Here is a 17,594-nt window from a genome sequence, read left to right as displayed (position 1 = left end):
CCCCCCCCCCCCCCCCCCCCCCCCCCCCCCCCCCCCCCCCCCCCCCCCCCCCCCCCCCCCCCCCCCCCCCCCCCCCCCCCCCCCCCCCCCCCCCCCCCCCCCCCCCCCCCCCCCCCCCCGGTCGGATCGCACCAGCGATCCGAAACCACATGCTCCGGGCAGTTCAGGCGCGCTTGTCCAGAACCTCGACACCCAGCACCGAAAGAACCTTGGCCTCGATATGCTCGGCATTCATCGCAGCCACGTCATACATGTCTCGCGGATTGGCCTGATCGATAAAGACATCCGGCAGAACCATCGATCGGAACTTCAGCCCGTCGTCGAACACGGCTTCATCGGCCAACAGTTGCGCCACATGGCTGCCAAAGCCGCCGACAGCCCCTTCTTCAATGGTAATCAAGGCTTCGTGGTCCGCCGCCAACGACAAGATCATCTCCCTGTCCAGAGGTTTGGCAAAGCGCGCATCCGCGACCGTTGGTGTGATCCCACGCGCGTTCAGCGCCTCGCAGGCTCTGAGAACTTCGCCCAGTCTGGTCCCAAACGACAGGATCGCCACACGGCTCCCTTGCTGAATCATCCGGCCCTTGCCGATTTCAAGCACCTCTCCGCGCTCGGGCATTTCGACGCCTTCGCCCTCACCGCGCGGATATCGAAAGGCAATCGGCCCCGCGTCATGCGCAGCAGCGGTGGCAACCATATGCTTCAACTCTGCTTCATCCGCAGCGGCCATGACCACAAAGCCAGGCAGATTGGCCAGATAAGCCACATCGAAGCTGCCGGCGTGGGTTGCACCATCCGCTCCAACCAATCCCGCCCGATCAATCGCAAAGCGCACGGGCAAGCGTTGAATGGCCACGTCATGCACGACCTGATCATACCCGCGCTGCAAGAAGGTCGAATACATCGCGCAGAAAGGCCGCATTCCGCCCGCCGCAAGCCCCGCAGAAAAGGTCACACCATGTTGCTCGGCAATGCCGACATCAAAGCAGCGACTGGGGTAGCGTTCAGCAAACAGATCCAGCCCGGTTCCATCCGGCATAGCCGCCGTTACCGCACAAACCCGCGGATCAACGGCCGCTTCTTCCAGCAGGGCCTCGGCAAAAACCTTGGTATAGCTGGGCGCATTGGACGGCGCTTTTTTGACTTCGCCGGTTACCATGTCGAACTTGCCACGCGCATGACCACGGTCGGCTGAATGCTCAGCCGGAGCATAACCTTTGCCCTTTTTGGTGATGACATGGATCAGGATCGGGCCGGTGGCGCGCGCTTTTACGGTGCGCAGCACAGGCAGCAACTGGTCCAGATCATGCCCATCAATGGGCCCGAGATAGCTGAACCCCAACTCTTCGAAGAGCGTGCCGCCTACGGCCATACCTTTGAGCATTTCCTTGGCGCGCTTGGCCCCCTCACGAAACGGCTCAGGCAACAGACTAACCGCACCTTTGGCCGCAGCCTTGAGATCCTGAAACGGAGCCTCGGCATAAAGCCGGGACAGGTAGGATGACATCGCACCCGTCGGTGGCGCGATCGACATTTCATTGTCGTTCAGAATAACGATCAGCCGTTTCTTCAGATGGCCCGCGTTGTTCAAGGCCTCATAGGCCATGCCCGCGCTGATTGATCCATCACCGATCACCGCAATGGCATCGCCATGGCCCGTGTCGCAGGCTCCGCCCAGATCACGCGCAACGGCAAATCCCAGAGCTGCGGAAATTGACGTGGAACTATGCGCCGCGCCGAACGGATCGTAGGGCGACTCCGAGCGTTTGGTAAAACCGCTCAAACCGTCTTTTTGGCGCAAGGTTCCCATGCGGTCACGCCGGCCGGTCAGTATCTTGTGCGGATAACACTGGTGGGAAACATCCCAGATGATCTTGTCCCGGGGCGCGTCAAAAACGGCATGAAGCGCCACGGTCAGTTCCACGACACCCAGACCTGCGCCCAGATGGCCACCGGTCTTGGATACCGCTGCAACCGTATCCGCGCGCAATTCATGCGCCAGCCGCTCCAGATCGCTATCCGACAGCGCCTTGAGATCAGCCGGGCTGGAAATCCTGTCCAGCAGGGGTGTTTCGAGATGAGTGTCTTCGGGGCTCATGGACATGGCCGCCTCCGGTGTTCAGTTGCGGCGCGAAATAACGAACTGCGCCGCCTGCCGCAAGGTTTCGGCGCTGTCACCGTATACAGATATGCTGTCACAGGCCTCTGTCACGAGGGAAACTGCGCGGCTTTTTGCCCCGTCCAAGCCGAGCAGAGACACGAATGTGGCCTTGCCGCGTCCCGCATCCTTGCCCACGGCTTTGCCCATGGCCTCGGCGTCGCCTTCCACATCCAGCACATCATCCGCAATTTGAAAGGCCAGCCCAAGGCATTCGCCATAGCGCGCCAGAGCTGTCTGATCGGCGCCGGCCATGACTGCCCCGGCCCGTGCGGACCATTCAATCAACGCTCCGGTCTTGCCCCGCTGCAGATCAATAATCTGCTCAAGCGTCAGCGGCTCTTCGGCGCTCTCTGCGGCAATGTCCTTGGCCTGCCCGCCGACCATGCCGAATAGCCCCGCCGCCCGTGCCAAACTTGTCGACAGGGCCAGCTTGCGGCCATCCGGCAATCCGCCCTGTCCAAGCAGGTCAAAAGCCATCGCCTGAAGCGCATCTCCGACCAGCAAGGCAGTGCCTTCATCCCAAGCTTTGTGGACAGTGGGTTTGCCCCGGCGCAGATCATCATCATCCATACAGGGCATATCATCATGCACCAGGCTGTAGGCGTGGATGCATTCCACAGCCGCTGCGCCCGGTGCCGCATCTTCGACCGCTACGCCGTGAATGCGCGCGCCTTCCAAGGCCAAAAAGGCCCGCAGTGCCTTGCCGCCCATGGCCGCATAAAGCATCGCATTGGCCACGGGCCCACCGTCCGCGGGAACCGCACTGCGCAGGATCGCGTCTACTTCGCCGCTGGCACTACGCAGCGCAGCCTTCAGTTCAGCCTGCATCGAGGGGCTTTGTCCCGGCTGCATTGCCGTCAGCATCCAGCGTGATCGCTGCCACTTTTTCCTCGGCTTCCTTCAGCTTGGTCTCGCAACGCGCCTTCAGGGCCGCACCGCGATCATAAAGCGTAATGCTCTCTTCCAGCGCGACATCGCCGCGCTCCAATTGGCCCACGACACGTTCCAGCTCGGCCATGGCCTGCTCAAAACTCATTTCTTCGATCGGGGTGTCGCTCATTGAGCAGCCTCCATAAGTTCTTCCACATGGGCACGCGCCGAAGCGCTGAGTGCAGCCAGATCATACCCGCCTTCCAAAGTCGAGACGACCCGTCCCTCTGCGGCGCAGGCTTTTGCGATGGCACAGAGTTCTGCGGTCAGCCAGCGAAAATCCTCGGTCGTCCAGTTCAGTTGCGCCAATGGGTCATCCTGATGGGCGTCAAAACCAGCGGAGATGATCAGCAACTCGGGGTCAAACTCTCGCAAGCGCGGGAACACACGGCTCTCATAGACCGCGCGCATCTCGGTGCCCGTGCTGGCTGGTGGCAGAGGCAGGTTCAGGATGTTGCCATGCGCACCGCGTTCGGTTGGCTCCCCGGTTCCGGGCCACAGCGGCATCTGTTGCGAGGTGATCACCAGCGCGCGCGCTTCATCCCACAGCAGATCCTGGGTGCCATTGCCGTGATGCACGTCGAAATCGACGACCGCCACGCGAGACAAACCATGCACCTCCAAAGCGGTCTTGGCCGCAAGCGCTGCATTCCCAAACAGACAGAACCCCATGGGCGTGGTCTTTTCGGCATGGTGTCCCGGCGGGCGGATTGCGGCAAAGGCATTCCCAACCGTTCCTGACATGACCATCTCAACCGCCTGCAAAACGGCCCCCGCAGCCAGGTATCCGGCGCGCAATGAGCCGGGGCTCATCCATGTGTCTCCGTCAATCTGGTGATACCCTTCCGAAGGCGCCGCAGCCTTCAGTGCATCCATATGCGACGCCGGGTGAACCAGCCCCAACGCGTCGTCGGTTGCCTCACGTGCCGTGACACGCTCCAGATCCAGTCCCGCAAGTGCATGCAGAACATGCTCCAACCGGGCGACCTGTTCGGGATGGCCCTGCGGCGTGACGTGGTTCAGGCAATCGGCGTGGGTGATCAAAGCCGTGGCCATGGGCCCCCCTTCTTTTTTCTTCTCTGTTCAAATACTCAAAACGGCACAACCGGAAGCAACCGCGCAAGAATGCAGTAAAAGCCTAGTCAGGCGCCAGCATATACCCCGCGCCCCGTACCGTTTGCAGGTAGCGCGGTTGTTTGGGGTCCGCTTCCAGCTTGCGCCGCAAACGGGTGATCTGGACGTCTACGGCGCGTTCCTGTGCCTGCCCCTTGTCGCGCCCCAGCTCTTCCACCAGTGTCGCCCGGCTCAGCGCTTCGCCGGGCCGCGCGGAAAAGATCCGCATCAATTGGCTTTCCGTGGCCGTCAAACGCACCAGATCCTCGCCACACCACATCTCCCCGCGTTCGATGTCATAGCGGAAATCGCCCATTGTCAGCAATTTTGGCGCGGTTTCTTCGGGGCGCGCTTCGGGCATCCGGCGCAGGATCGCGTTGATGCGCAGCAACAATTCCTTGGGCTCAAACGGCTTGGCCAGATAGTCGTCGGCGCCAGCCTCCAATCCTGCGATGCGATCTTCTGTTTCGGATTTCGCAGTCAGCAAGAGGATCGGCGTCGCAGAGGTTTCGCGAATTCCGCGCGTCAGGCTTACCCCGTCTTCGCCCGGCATCATCACATCCAGAACGATCAGGTCAAAATCCAAACCAGCCAGAATTCGTCGGGCATGCGCAGCATCCCGCGCGGCGCTGACCAGAAAACCGTTTCGGATCAGGAATTTCTGCAAAAGGGTCCGGATGCGTTCGTCGTCATCAACGATCAGCAGGTGGGCGTCTGGTTCACTCATCCTCGTCCTTCCTGCAAATCACGGTATTGGCGGCGCATATCCGGATCCATCATCGCTTCGAGTACACGGCGGAAACCCAAAACCGCTTCGGGCCCGGCTTGTTTGTAGGCTGCCCTCATACGCGCGCGCTGCGCCTCGGACAACTCACGTTCCAGTGCTGCACCGTCCTCTGTCAGGAACAGATGCCGTTCGCGTTTGTCGACCCGGCCTACCCGGCTTTCGACCAGACCGTCTTCGATCAGGGTTCTGAGTACCCGGTTCAAAGACTGTTTGGTCACGCCCAGAATGGATAGCAGGTTGTTCACCGTTGTACCCGGGGCCGCATTGATAAAATGCAACGCCCTGTGATGGGCACGGCCGTAGTTCTTGTTGGCAAGAATTCGATCCGGATCAGCGGTGAATCCCCGGTATGCAAAAAACATGGCCTCGGCGCCGCGCCGCAGTTGTTCGTCGGTCAGATAGAGCAGCATATCGCCACCCGCCGGACCCCTCCCCTGCATCTCAGCCATCAGTTTCGGCCTTGTTTTGTTGCCTTTCCCTCATATTAAGTCAGCCTTGTTGACATTCCAAGCTCGAATTGGTACCGAATCTCAGTTTTCACGCAACTTTATGTCCGAACCGGACGTAATTAGCGCAACATTCGCAAATCGCACACGAGGAGCAAGGCGATGGCTGGAACTGGATACGACGACCGCGACGGCAAAATCTGGCTGGACGGCCAGATGGTGGATTGGCGCTCGGCCAACGTACATGTCCTGAGCCATGCTTTGCATTATGCCAGCTCTGTCTTTGAAGGCGAACGCGCGTACAACGGCAACATCTTTTTGTCGCGTCAACACAGTGAACGTTTGCATTTTTCGGCCGGTGAGCTGGATTTCCAGATCCCCTACACGGTGGACGAGCTGGAGATCGCCAAGGCAGCGGTGCTCAAGGAAAACGGCCTGACCGACGCCTATGTGCGGGCCGTTGCATGGCGCGGCGCCGGCGAAGATATGGGTGTCGCTTCGGCCCGCAATCCTGTCCGCGTTGCCATCGCGGCATGGGAATGGGGCAGCTACTATGGTGACGCCAAGTTCAAAGGTGCGAAAATCGATATCGCAAAATGGAAACGCCCATCGCCGGAAACCATTCCAGTTCATGCCAAGGCAGCGGGTCTCTACATGATCTGCACCACATCCAAGCACGCGGCAGAAGCCAAAGGTTGCTCGGACGCCCTGTTCATGGACTACCGCGGCTACGTTGCGGAATGCACCGGCGCGAACATCTTTTTCGTCAAGGACGGCGAAGTGCATACGCCCAAGGCTGATGTCTTTCTCAATGGACTGACCCGTCAGACCGTGATCGGCATGCTGCAGGAAAAGCAGATCAAGGTTCATGAACGTGTGATCATGCCGGAAGAGCTGGAAAGCTTTGAGCAATGCTGGCTGACCGGGACCGCCGCAGAGGTTACGCCAGTTGGTCAGATTGGCGACTACAACTTCGAAGTTGGCGCGCTGACCCGTTCGGTTTCAGACGACTATGAGGCACTGGTGCGCCGCTAGGCCCAAAGGCTCACAATCAAGGAGGGACAGATGTCCCCGCACTCTCAGGCCCGGCCAGCGAACAGCGGCTGGGCCATTTTCATCATGGTGGGTGCCGCGGCGCTGGTGGCCGTGACATCGCTGATCGCCAAAGCCCTAGGCGTCGGCGGCGGCGCCAGCGGTCTGCATCCATTGCAAGTCAGCATGGGCCGGTTCTGGTTTGCGCTTGCTGCGCTTGGCCTTTTCGTTGCTCTACGCCCGAGCCTGCGACCCGCCTTTGATGTCTCGCGCTGGCGACTTCATCTGGCGCGATCCATCTGCGGATGGATCGGCGTCACGGCCATGTTCGCGGCGGTCGCACAGATGCCCATGGCCGAGGCGACAGCCATCAGTTTTCTAAACCCTGTCGTGACAGTCGTTCTGGCCGCTTTGATGCTGTCTGAGCGACTGGGCGTGCGCAAGCTGGCAGCGATGGGCCTGGCTCTTGCCGGTGCCGCGCTAATCCTGCGCCCCGGCAGCGCTGCCTTTCAGATCGCCGGTGTCTACGCCCTCATCGCCGCACTTATTCTTGGGCTTGAAACCATCTTCATCAAACGCCTGACCAATGCTGAACCACCACTTCGGATCTTGCTTTTCAACAACGCCATCGGTGCGGTTCTCTCAGGCGTCGCAGCATTCTTTGTCTGGACCGCGCCCACTGCCGAACAATGGCTGCTTCTGATCTGTCTTGGGGGTGTCATGATCTGCGCTCAGGGCCTGTTTTTGCAAGCCATGAAACGCGGCGAGGCCAGCTATGTCATTCCGGCCTTCTACAGCGTTCTTGTGTTTGCCGCGCTCTACGACTGGGGGCTTTACGGGGTTATTCCCGACGCCTTTGCCTTCGCAGGTTCCGCGCTTATCATGACCGGGGTGATCCTGCTCAGTCGCGTCAAAGCCTAGAACAAAGAAAAAGGCCGGGCACATCGTGGCCCGGCCTTTTGCGTCGCATTCCGTATCTCTATCAGCCCGGCGACAAGCCGCGCAGGCGTTCCGACCGGCGGCGCAGCACTTCGACTGCGCTCAGCAACAGGATCGAGATTGCAACGAGGATCGTGGCCGCTGCCAGAATGGTCGGGCTGATCTGCTCACGCAGACCCGTGAACATCTGCCAAGGCAGCGTCTGCAATTCGGCCGAGCCGATAAAGAGCACAACAACCACCTCGTCGAAGGACGTGATGAAGGCGAACAGGCCACCTGAAATCACACCCGGCAGGATCAGTGGCATCTGCACGCGGAAGAAGGTGGTCACAGGGTTTGCCCCCATGTTCGCCGCCGCCCGTGTCAGAGACCGGTCAAAGCCGACCAGAGTCGCTGTAACGGTGATGATGACAAAGGGAATGCCCAGTACCGCATGGGCCAGAACCACACCCCAGTATGTGCCAACGATACCGATCTTTGAATAGAAGAAGTACATGCCCGTGGCCGAGATGATCAGTGGTACGATCATTGGAGAGATCAGGATCGCCATGATCGCCTGACGTCCGGGAACGTGGCTTTGCGACAGGCCAATGGCCGCCAAGGTCCCCAGTGAGACCGACAGGAAGGTCGCGACAGGCGCGATGCGCAGGCTGTTCCAGACTGCGTTTGTCCATTCAGTGTTTGTCAGGAAGTCGCGGTAATGCTTGAGGCTGTAGCCCGCAGGGTCAAACCGCAGCATTTCCGGCGTGAAGGTAAAGAAGTCCTGCGCGTTGAAGCTGAGCGGCATAACCACGAGGATCGGTGTGATCAAGAACACAAAGATCGCGCCACACAGAACCCGGAAGCTATAGTGCCACAATACCTGTCCCGGTGTCAGATAGGGTGCGACCGTCGCACGGTAGCGGCCTTCGCCGATCCAGTAGATGAACCAGCCGAACAGCCAGCCAAAGATTGCGCCCAGCACGATCCCAGGCGTTCCGCCCAGGAGATAGCCCGCCACAATCATCAGAACCACGATGCCCCAGCGCACGGGTTTTTCCAGAGCCGAAGGCAGCAATCCCTGCGCCACAAAGGCAAGCATTGCCAGTATAGCAAACCCGATCACGATGCCCAGCAAAGCCGAACCGTTCGCGGTGCCGACAAACAAACCCAGCGCCGCGCCTGCCAATCCGGCCATCGGGACGCTGAAGGACAGGGGCTTTTTCGAAATAGGTGTCAGTGCAGCCATGGTCTCAGCCCCCCAATTTCACGTTGTCGATGCCGACGATGCGGTCGTAGAGCCAGTAGAGCACCAGAACCACTACCAGCAGGATAGAGCCAAGCGCCGCCGCCAGACCCCAGTTGAGGCTCGACGAGATGTGATAGGCAATCCGGTTGGAAATGAATGTACCCGTGGTACCGCCCACGATTTCCGGCGTGATGTAGTAACCGATCGCCAAAATGAACACGAGGATACTGCCAGCGCCGATCCCCGGCACCGATTGTGGGAAATAAACCCGCCAAAAGGTCGTCCAGTTGGTCGCGCCAAGGCTCTTGGCGGCTCTGACATAGGACGGTGGGATCGTGCTCATGACCGAATACATCGGCAGGATCATAAAGGGCAGCAGAATATGGGTCATCGCGACGATCGTGCCAAACTGGTTGTTGATCATCACCAGACGATCCGCGTCATTCACCAGTCCGAGCCAGACCAGCACATCGTTGATCACCCCCTGTTGTTGCAACATCACCTTCCATGCCGAGGTCCTGACCAGCAGTGAGGTCCAGAACGGCAGAAGAACGAGGATCATCAACAGGTTTGCTGTGCGCATGGGCAGGTTCGACAGCAGGTAGGCCACCGGATAGGCCAACAGAATACAGCTGAAGGTGATAACCAGCGACATGAACAACGTCCGCTTGAAGAGCAGACCGTAGATGCGTTCGTCTTCGTCGCGCATCTCTGGCCCGGTCGGGCTCTTTTGCATATCGACCGCGTTCAGGAAGTAGCCCGAGGTATAGGGCGGGCTATAGGTCTTGATCGTGCGCCAAACCTCGACATCAGCCCAGTCCTCATCAAACTCGACAAAGGCATCCTGAATAGCAATGGTTTCGAAATCGGGCGTGTCGACCAGAGCATCGGCTTCGGCCAGCATCTCTGCGCCGGGCCCGGTATAACCGGATACATCACCGGCTTTCAGATCCTTGTAGAGTGCCCAGTGCACAAGCGTCCAAGGCTCTTCCTTATGAAGGCTCTTTTCTTCTTCGGTCAGCTGGAAACGTGCGAACCAGTCATAGGCCGCGGCGGTTTCTGGCAGGACTTCAGCGATACCTGCCCGCGCCTCGAACTGTGGCAGGGGATCTCCCTTTTTCCAGTTCGACATTGCATCGTTAAAGGCATCCGAGCCCATCATGCTGGCCCAGGGTTCGCCCTTGTCCCAGCTTTTGTCGAGATCCTTGAACTGGTCCTGATAGACTTCACCGATATCATCCAATCCGCGGCCAGACTTGCGGAACAGCGACGAAATCCCGGTTTGTTCATAGTTCAGACGCGTGCCCAAACGTGTGTGCAATTTGCGCTCGGCGGCGTAGAAGATATCCTTGTAAGCCGCTTCCCAAGCGACTTGGTCCGGCAAGTTCCCGGTTTCCTCATCCCATTCGCGCAGCTCGACCACTGTCCGTGGGAGCGTTTCAGATACGATCTGGTTTTCAACGGACCGGAACAGCATGTCCAGGATCGGGGCAATAAAGGTCACCACGACAAATATCAGCAATGGCGCGATCAGCAGCAGGGCGCGCATCTTCTGCGTCCGCAGCGCGCGGCGCAGGGATTTCTTCAGCGGTGTGCCGTCGGCGGCAAGAACCTTGCCAGCCTCGTTTTGTGCGTCAGCGGTAGCGTCGCTCATGGCTCAGGTGCCCTCGACAAGGATAATGGTGGAAGTGGCCGTACGATGCCGGATCGCGGCAACTTCTTGGTATTCGGGATCGTGGTAGGCGCGCTTTGCAGCTTCGTAGTCCGGAAACTCGATGACCACGTGGCGGTTTTCGGCCTGACCTTCGACAGTTTCGGATGCTCCGCCGCGTACAACGAATGTGCCGCCCAGCCGTTCAAGGATCGGCGTGTCTCGCTCGATATATTCCTTGTAGGCTTCGGGATCGTTCACGGTGATGTGGCCGATGATGTAACCCTTCGGCATGTGGCGTGCCCCCCGCGTTTGGTGGGGCAAGGCGGCGTTGCCGCCCTGCCCTTTGTCATGATGGGACGGCGGTTACCCCGCCGTTCCGATCTTATTGAGCCAACCAGGCCTGGAACTTCGCGTCGATGTCGTCGCGGTAGTCAGCCCAGAACTCGTAGTTGTACAGGAACGTGTTCTTTGCGTTCTCAGGATCGGTTGGCATGTGTGGTGCCATTTCGATACCCAGATCGGCGTGCTGACCAACCAGCGGAGCGGACGACAGGCGTGCCGGACCGTAGGAGATGTACTTGGACTGATCCGCCAGACGCTGTGTGTCTGTTGCGAACTTTACGAAGTCCTTCGCACGGGCCAGACGGTCGTCGCTCAGACCGGCAGGAATGATCCAGCCGTCGAGATCGAACACCTGCGCGTCCCACATCATGCCAACAGGCTGCTTCTGCTCTTCGATGACCGAGAACAGACGACCGTTGTAGGTCGAGCCCATGAAGATTTCGCCGTCAGCCAGCAGCTGTGGCGTGTCGGCGCCAGCGGACCACCAGATCACGCTGTCCTTGATGGTGCCCAGCTTTGCGAGCGCCTGATCCTGACCTTCTTCGGTCTCAAGAACGTCGTACACATCTTCCTTGGCAACACCGTCACAGAGCAGAGCCCATTCCATGTTGTTGATCGGACGCTTTTCCAGCGCGCGCTTGCCTGGGTACTTTTCCAGGTCGAAGACGTCACAGATCTGGCTTGGTGCTTCCATACCGGCAGGCACCATGTCTGTGCGGTAGCCGAAGGTTGTGGAGTACACGATCTGTGGGATGAAGCAGTCGGAGACCAGCAGGTCACCGAAGTCATCTTCTGCCGATGTACCATCGGGTGCAGCAGCGAGATCTTCGTCCGGATCGATTTCCAGCGCGAGGCCTTCGTCGCACAGGCGGATGGCGTCAGCGGCCACAACGTCGACCAGATCCCAGGTCACGTTACCTGCTTCGTTCATCGCGCGCAGCTTTGCCACCGCTTCTGCCGAGCTTTCGTCCCAAGTGGCCGAAACGCCTTCGTTCATGGCGATATAGGGCTCAACATAGGCCTTCTGCTGCGACGACTGGTATGCGCCGCCCCAGGAAACCAGCGTCATGCTGTCGGACATGCCGTGGCCTGCGGCGAATGCGCCGGCTGCCGCGACGGTCAGGGCCGAAGTGGCCATGAGGGTCTTGGTGAGTTTCATACTATACTCCCTAGTTTGCCCGTTTGGTTGAAAGGGGGTGGGTCACGGGCAGACTTCCGCCCCCTCGAATGGACCGCGCGCCCCTCATCCCGAAAGACACGCGGTGTCCGATGAATTACTAGCTCGCGTCCAGTGCGCGACAATCCTCAGGCAACCAACCGATCTCGATCTGGGTGCCGGGTTCGAGCCGAACCTGGTCGGGCGCATTTCGCGTCTTGATGACAAACTCGTCGTTTCCGGCCACACGAAGACGTGTGCGGAAGATGTCACCCATGTAGATGAACTCCAGCACCTCGGCTTTGACCGTATGGGCGTCCGGGCTCAGACGTTCCTTGTTGAATTCAACGCGCTCAGGGCGGATCGAAACGCGGGTGCGCTCACCTTCCTTGGTAACGTTGATCGGAACGGCGTCGATAACCTGACCGTCATCCAGCTTCACTTCGCAGGTTTCACCCTTGATCGACGTGATGACACCTTCAAGCGTGTTATTTTCGCCGATGAACTGAGCAACAAAACTGTTTTGCGGCTTTTCATACAGGATATCTGGTGGATCGAGCTGCTGAATGCGCCCGTCATCAAAGACCGCAACACGGTCTGACATGGTCAGCGCTTCGGTCTGATCGTGGGTCACGTAAACCACGGTAATCCCCAGCCGGTGCGCCAGATCCGTAATCTCGAACTGCATCTTTTCACGCAGCTGTTTGTCCAAAGCGCCCAGCGGTTCATCCATGAGAACAAGCTCGGGTTCAAACACCAACGCACGCGCCAAGGCGATCCGCTGTTGCTGACCACCGGACAACTGCGCGGGACGGCGGCCGCCAAAGGCACCCATTTCGACCATGTCCAACGCTCGCTTAACCTTCGCTTCGCGATCCGATTTGCCCATCTTGCGCACCTCAAGCGGGAAGCTGAGGTTCTCGGCAATCGTCATGTGCGGGAACAGGGCGTAGTTTTGGAAAACCATGCCAATGCCGCGCTTGTGCGGCGGGATGTTGTTGATGCTCACGCCATCAAGCTTGATTTCGCCGTGTGTCGCCGTCTCAAAGCCGGCCAGCATCATCAGGCAAGTGGTCTTGCCGGAACCCGACGGTCCAAGCATCGTGAGGAATTCGCCCTTCGGCATCGTCAGATTGAGATCTTTGACCACGAGCGTCTCGCCGTCATAGCTCTTCTGAACACGTTCAAATGCGACGAATGCGTCGCCATTCACTTGGTCGGCCAAGAGTGGCTCCCTGTTGTGTTTCGCGCGGATTGGCTCCGCTGTCTTCTCACGGAACTAAAGCCTGTCATGCAGTAGGTTGCAACCAACTTGGACACGCCAAGGCAAACCAACGGACAATTCAAGCCATTTGGCCAAAAATTAACGCTAACGACGGGACGATTGCCTGCAGATCGGGCCGATACAGACAAAATGCCGCCCGATATCATAGGCGTGCAAGCCGGCTGGATCGTGAACCGAGGAGAATCGATTATCCAAAAGAGCGGGATGGTTCAGGCTGGATCCGCTTCGATCATATCGACCCGGATCGCATGTCTGCCACCATCAAACGGAGCATCGAGAAAGGCGTCCACGATATCGAGCGCCAGTCCCTCGGCAATCACACGGGCCCCCATGGACAGCATATTTGCATTGTTATGCTGCCGGATCATCCGTGCCGAAAACGTATCCGAACAGACGCCACAGCGAATCCCCGGCACTTTGTTGGCCGCCATCATGATACCCTGACCGGTCCCACAAATGATGATCCCGAATGCACAATCGCCCGAGGCCACCCGTTCGGCAGCTGCGCGTCCATGCAGCGGATAATGTGTGCTTTCTGTTGTTACCGGCCCAATGTCTTCCACATCATACCCTTTGGCGGCGATGTGTTTCGCAACAGCCTGACGCAAATCGATGGCAGAGTGATCACTGGAAAGAACGATGCGTTTGTTCGCGCTCATTGGGACAGGTCCTTGTGTGACAGGCCGGGCAGATCGGGTGTCTTTGCTTTGAGTTGGTCTTTAAACGTGGGTTCCTCTGACGTCCAGCCGCGCATTTTGGCCGGGGCGGCGTCGTTTTTGGAAAGACCGCGGGCAGATTAGCGGGCAGACTGGCCGCATCACGACAAAGGAGCCGCCCAATGCCTGACCATCGTTTCCCAAAGGACCTGCCCTTTTCCAGCGCCGAGTACAGCCGCCGCCTCAGCCTGACACGGGCCGCGATGGACCGCGCCGGGCTGGACGCCTTACTGGTGACGGACCCGTCGAACATGGCATGGCTAACCGGATATGATGGCTGGTCCTTTTACGTGCATCAGGGCGTACTGGTCTTCCATGATGCTGACCCGGTCTGGTGGGGACGCAATCAAGATAGCAACGGCGCATTGCGCACAGTCTGGATGGCTGACGAGCGGGTGCACGGCTACGATGACACCTTTGTTCAGAACCCAACCAAACACCCGATGCAGGATTTGGCGGCCCGTCTCGACGATCTCGGGCACAAAACGTCACGTCTTGGCGTCGAGATGGACAACTACTATTTTTCCGCGGCTGCCTTTGTTGCACTGACCAAGGCGCTGTCCGGCGCTGAAATCGCAGATGCGACCGCCTTGGTGAACTGGGAACGCGGGATCAAATCAGCCGAAGAGATCGGCTTTATGCGGCGGGCTGCAAAAATCTCGGAGAAAATCATTGATGGCCTGCTGGAACGTGTCGAACCCGGCGTGCCCAAGAACCAGGTGGTCGCCGAGGCCCAGCGCGATGCCATCATGGGCGTGGGCGACGATTGGGGCGACTATGCCGCCATCGTACCGCTGCTGCCTTCCGGCTCGGACGCGGCCGCTCCGCATCTGACATGGGATGGCCGCCCCTTCCAAAAAGGCGAAGCGACTTTTTTCGAGATATCCGGCTGTTATAGACGCTATCACGCGCCTTTGTGCCGAACCATCTATCTTGGCACCCCAACTGACACGTTTCGCCGCGCCGAGGCGGCTTTGACCGAAGGACTGGAGGCTGGGCTGGATGCCGCCCGCGCCGGCAATCGCGCCTGCGACATTGCCAATGCGCTGGCTGTTCCGTTGGAAAAGGCAGGGATCGAACGCGGTGCACGGTGCGGCTATCCGATTGGCCTGAGCTATCCACCCGACTGGGGCGAACGCACGGTCAGCCTGCGCACCGAAGATGAAACGGTCCTGCAACCGGGCATGACGTTTCACTTTATGCCCGGTCTTTGGATGGACGACTGGGGCATGGAAATCACCGAGTCGATCCTGATCACCGAGAATGGGGCCGCGGAGCCGTTTTGCGATCGCCCCCGCAAACTTTTCGTCAAACCATAGTGGGCGGCACGATCAGGCGTGTTTCAAAGCGGATGAGGCGGCAAATGCGACGCAGATGATCCGGACGAAAGGCAACGCAGCCTTCGGTCGGGTATCCTGCGCGGCGCCAACGATGCAGAAAAATCGCTGATCCGTGGCCCCGGCGGGCATGGGGCCAGTTCCAGTCAGTCAGCAGCACGATGTCATAAAGAGGGTCCGCCCGGCGCAGGCTTTCGTGACTGTGCGGGTACGGCGCGCGCACCATCTGATTGTAGTCTTCGTGCTGCGCATCGTCCGACCATAAATCACCCGGCCGGATAGGAACGGCCCAATCCGCCGGTTTCGCGAGACGGTCGGGACGATACAGCATTCCAACGATGCGGTGCGCACCCACCGGTGTTGCGCCATCACCTTCCCGCTTTGCGGCCAGAACACCGCCTTTGCCGATTGTACAAGGCCACAACCGGCCGCAAAATCGCAACCCTTGCCGGGTCAGAACCATGTCCGTCGCCTGCATATCACTCTCCATCGTCGTATGCGGCCCGCTATCTCCCGGATCGCCGGGCTACAGAAGATGCCCTGACTTCTCGGCTTTGACCGCAAGGTAGCGTTCGTTCTGCGGCGTATGACCAACCTTCAACGGAACACGTTCTGTCACCTGAATGCCGCAACGCTCCATCATGGCGATCTTGGCGGGGTTGTTCGTCAGCAATCGAACAGCGTTAAAGCCGAGCCGTTCGAGGATCTGCGCCCCCAGTCGGAAATCGCGCTCGTCGTCCTCAAAACCGAGCCGGTGGTTGGCCTCAACCGTATCAAAGCCCTGATCCTGCAACGCATAGGCCCGCATCTTGTTCGCCAGACCGATGCCGCGGCCTTCTTGGTTGAGATAGAGCAACACCCCTGCCCCTTCTTGCCCCATCTGTCCCAGCGCGGCGTTGAGCTGTGGACCGCAGTCACACTTCAGGCTGCCCAAAAGATCACCCGTGAAACAGGCCGAATGCAATCGCGACAGAACCGGCGCTTCCCGATCCGGTCGGCCGATTTCGATGGCATAGTGTTCTTCGCTGCCGTCTTCTGGCCGAAAGATATGCAGGCGTGCGGCTTCTGATGCCCGCAAGGGGACCTTTGCAGAAACCACATGATCCAGCACACTCAGCGCTTCCAGAGCGTGAGCCGATTCAACCGCATCCAGCCGCGTCAATCCATGGGTTGCGGCAAATCCAACACCGACTTCCACACACAGCCCCGCAGGCAGCAAACGGGCAGACTTGATCAGTGTGAGACCCAAACGTTGCAACGAGGCGTCGCCGCCTCTGAGGCTGACAAGCGGGCCTTTCATGGGACGGGCCAGATCGTCAGCGGGGTCGGCCAGATCCTGAACCCACCCCCAATCCGCGTCGTCGGGCAGCACGAGGCGGGCCAGATCACCGTCATAGGCGCGCGCCTTGAGCGTCTCGGCCCGTCGCGCCGTCAGCGCCAGATGCGCCCGTCCCAAATCGCGCATCGCGCCCAGCCGATCCGCCGACAGCGTTTCAGCCGCCGCCAAAAGAAGGGCCCCGTCTGCATTTTCCAACACGACAGGCAGGCCCATTCGCAGGTCACTGCGGGCCCGCGCAAGCCGTTCATTCAAGTCGGGAGACAGGGACATCATCGCTCCTATAGCGCTCCGCCTGTTACAAGTGCGGGCAATTTTTGTAACAAAACCCCGTTTCTGGCCACTACCGGACACGAGGGCGTGAGTCTCTTGCAGCATATCTTGCCGGGCTGCCAAGATGTCCACATCTGTCCTGAAACGCAAGGAGGACGCCACCATGGCACAGCTGAAAAATATTCTGCTCGTCGATGACGATGACGATTTGCGCGAGGCGCTGGCCGAGCAACTGATCATGACCGAGGATTTCGAGGTTTTCGAAGCAGAAAATGGCGCGGGTGCCATGGCTCGCATCAAGGAACAGATTTACGATCTGATTATTCTCGACGTTGGTTTGCCGGACACGGATGGACGTGAACTGTGCCGGCTGATGCGCAAACAGGGTGTCAAATCCCCGGTTGTCATGCTGACCGGTCACGACAGCGACGCCGATACAATCCTCGGTTTGGACGCAGGCGCGAACGACTATGTGTCCAAGCCCTTTAAATTCCCGGTTCTTCTTGCCCGTATCCGCGCACAGCTGCGCCAACACGAACAAAGCGAAGACGCGGTTTTCTCAGTTGGCCCATACACCTTCAAACCGGCGGTCAAACTGCTGGTCACCGAAGATGACCGCAAAATCCGCCTGACCGAGAAAGAAACCAACATCCTCAAATTCCTGTACCGGTCTTCTGAAGGCGTTGTTCCACGCGACGTACTGCTGCACGAAGTCTGGGGCTACAACGCCGGCGTGACGACACATACGTTGGAGACTCACATCTACCGTCTGCGTCAAAAGATCGAACCCGATCCGGGCAATGCCCGCCTGCTTGTTACCGAATCCGGTGGGTATCGCCTGGTTTCATGATTTCCGACC

At 59.3% G+C, this 17,594-nt stretch carries 18 protein-coding genes; 4 read left to right on the top strand and 14 right to left on the bottom strand.

What is annotated here, in order from left to right; translation table 11 throughout:
* Nucleotides 1-163 precede the first annotated feature (163 nt).
* The 6 genes from dxs to PFY00_RS14035 all read right to left on the bottom strand — a co-directional run bounded on the left by dxs (nt 164) and on the right by PFY00_RS14035 (nt 5,440).
* Nucleotides 164-2,104, bottom strand: coding sequence for a 1-deoxy-D-xylulose-5-phosphate synthase (dxs, locus tag PFY00_RS14060; protein WP_271433205.1), 1,941 nt, complete (start codon nt 2,102-2,104; stop codon nt 164-166).
* Between the two features lie 15 nt (nt 2,105-2,119).
* Complete coding sequence (locus tag PFY00_RS14055) at nt 2,120-2,989, bottom strand: polyprenyl synthetase family protein (protein ID WP_271433204.1); 870 nt, start codon at nt 2,987-2,989, stop codon at nt 2,120-2,122.
* A complete protein-coding gene (locus PFY00_RS14050) occupies nt 2,979-3,221 on the bottom strand; it encodes an exodeoxyribonuclease VII small subunit (RefSeq protein ID WP_271433203.1) in 243 nt (80 codons plus the stop codon). Before PFY00_RS14050 ends, PFY00_RS14055 begins: the two co-directional genes overlap by 11 nt.
* The gene (locus PFY00_RS14045) at nt 3,218-4,147 is read right to left on the bottom strand and encodes a histone deacetylase family protein (RefSeq protein WP_271433202.1); all 930 of its coding nucleotides are present in this window, start codon (nt 4,145-4,147) and stop codon (nt 3,218-3,220) included. The genes PFY00_RS14050 and PFY00_RS14045 overlap by 4 nt, the downstream gene beginning before the upstream one ends.
* A gap of 82 nt (nt 4,148-4,229) precedes the next feature.
* Entirely contained in the window at nt 4,230-4,931 is a 702-nt protein-coding gene (locus tag PFY00_RS14040; RefSeq protein WP_271433201.1) for a response regulator, read from the bottom strand.
* Nucleotides 4,928-5,440 (bottom strand): MarR family winged helix-turn-helix transcriptional regulator, encoded by a 513-nt coding sequence (locus PFY00_RS14035; protein ID WP_271433200.1) that lies wholly within the window; start codon nt 5,438-5,440, stop codon nt 4,928-4,930. The genes PFY00_RS14040 and PFY00_RS14035 overlap by 4 nt, the downstream gene beginning before the upstream one ends.
* Before the next feature lie 159 nt (nt 5,441-5,599).
* On the opposite strand from PFY00_RS14035, the gene PFY00_RS14030 reads away from it, so the two are divergent.
* Nucleotides 5,600-6,472 carry a branched-chain amino acid aminotransferase gene (locus tag PFY00_RS14030; RefSeq protein ID WP_271433199.1) on the top strand — a complete coding sequence of 291 codons (873 nt, stop codon included), beginning with the start codon at nt 5,600-5,602 and terminating at the stop codon, nt 6,470-6,472.
* Nucleotides 6,473-6,502: 30 nt separating this feature from the next.
* On the top strand, nt 6,503-7,390 hold the full coding sequence (locus tag PFY00_RS14025; protein WP_271433198.1) for a DMT family transporter: 888 nt from the start codon (nt 6,503-6,505) through the stop codon (nt 7,388-7,390).
* Nucleotides 7,391-7,451: 61 nt separating this feature from the next.
* On the opposite strand, the gene PFY00_RS14020 is transcribed toward PFY00_RS14025, so the two are convergent.
* The 6 genes from PFY00_RS14020 to rpiB all read right to left on the bottom strand — a co-directional run bounded on the left by PFY00_RS14020 (nt 7,452) and on the right by rpiB (nt 13,732).
* Nucleotides 7,452-8,636, bottom strand: a complete 1,185-nt coding sequence (locus PFY00_RS14020; protein WP_271433197.1) for an ABC transporter permease — start codon at nt 8,634-8,636, stop codon at nt 7,452-7,454.
* 4 nt (nt 8,637-8,640) lie between these two features.
* On the bottom strand, nt 8,641-10,290 hold the full coding sequence (locus tag PFY00_RS14015) for an ABC transporter permease (protein ID WP_271433196.1): 1,650 nt from the start codon (nt 10,288-10,290) through the stop codon (nt 8,641-8,643).
* A gap of 3 nt (nt 10,291-10,293) precedes the next feature.
* Nucleotides 10,294-10,581, bottom strand: coding sequence for a DUF1330 domain-containing protein (locus PFY00_RS14010; protein ID WP_271433195.1), 288 nt, complete (start codon nt 10,579-10,581; stop codon nt 10,294-10,296).
* A 91-nt stretch (nt 10,582-10,672) separates the two neighbouring features.
* On the bottom strand, nt 10,673-11,791 hold the full coding sequence (locus PFY00_RS14005) for an extracellular solute-binding protein (protein ID WP_271433194.1): 1,119 nt from the start codon (nt 11,789-11,791) through the stop codon (nt 10,673-10,675).
* A 118-nt stretch (nt 11,792-11,909) separates the two neighbouring features.
* The gene (locus tag PFY00_RS14000; protein ID WP_271433193.1) at nt 11,910-13,013 is read right to left on the bottom strand and encodes an ABC transporter ATP-binding protein; all 1,104 of its coding nucleotides are present in this window, start codon (nt 13,011-13,013) and stop codon (nt 11,910-11,912) included.
* 269 nt (nt 13,014-13,282) lie between these two features.
* Entirely contained in the window at nt 13,283-13,732 is a 450-nt protein-coding gene (rpiB, locus tag PFY00_RS13995; RefSeq protein WP_271433192.1) for a ribose 5-phosphate isomerase B, read from the bottom strand.
* 179 nt (nt 13,733-13,911) lie between these two features.
* Here rpiB and PFY00_RS13990 point away from each other — a divergent pair, with 179 nt between their 5' ends.
* On the top strand, nt 13,912-15,108 hold the full coding sequence (locus tag PFY00_RS13990) for a M24 family metallopeptidase (protein ID WP_271433191.1): 1,197 nt from the start codon (nt 13,912-13,914) through the stop codon (nt 15,106-15,108).
* Here the strand turns inward: PFY00_RS13990 and PFY00_RS13985 are convergent.
* Together PFY00_RS13985 and ribA are read right to left on the bottom strand one after the other, a co-directional pair.
* Entirely contained in the window at nt 15,098-15,604 is a 507-nt protein-coding gene (locus PFY00_RS13985; protein WP_271433190.1) for a L,D-transpeptidase family protein, read from the bottom strand. The genes PFY00_RS13990 and PFY00_RS13985 overlap by 11 nt on opposite strands.
* Before the next feature lie 48 nt (nt 15,605-15,652).
* Nucleotides 15,653-16,735 (bottom strand): GTP cyclohydrolase II, encoded by a 1,083-nt coding sequence (ribA, locus tag PFY00_RS13980; protein WP_271433189.1) that lies wholly within the window; start codon nt 16,733-16,735, stop codon nt 15,653-15,655.
* 163 nt (nt 16,736-16,898) lie between these two features.
* Here ribA and PFY00_RS13975 point away from each other — a divergent pair, with 163 nt between their 5' ends.
* Nucleotides 16,899-17,585 carry a response regulator transcription factor gene (locus tag PFY00_RS13975; RefSeq protein WP_271433188.1) on the top strand — a complete coding sequence of 229 codons (687 nt, stop codon included), beginning with the start codon at nt 16,899-16,901 and terminating at the stop codon, nt 17,583-17,585.
* The last annotated feature ends 9 nt before the right edge of the window (nt 17,586-17,594 follow it).

Source organism: Thalassococcus lentus, from assembly GCF_028023555.1.
Lineage (GTDB): Bacteria > Pseudomonadota > Alphaproteobacteria > Rhodobacterales > Rhodobacteraceae > Thalassococcus_A > Thalassococcus_A lentus.
The sequence above is the reverse complement of the archived record's forward strand: the minus strand, read 5'-3'. Positions and strand labels throughout refer to the sequence as shown.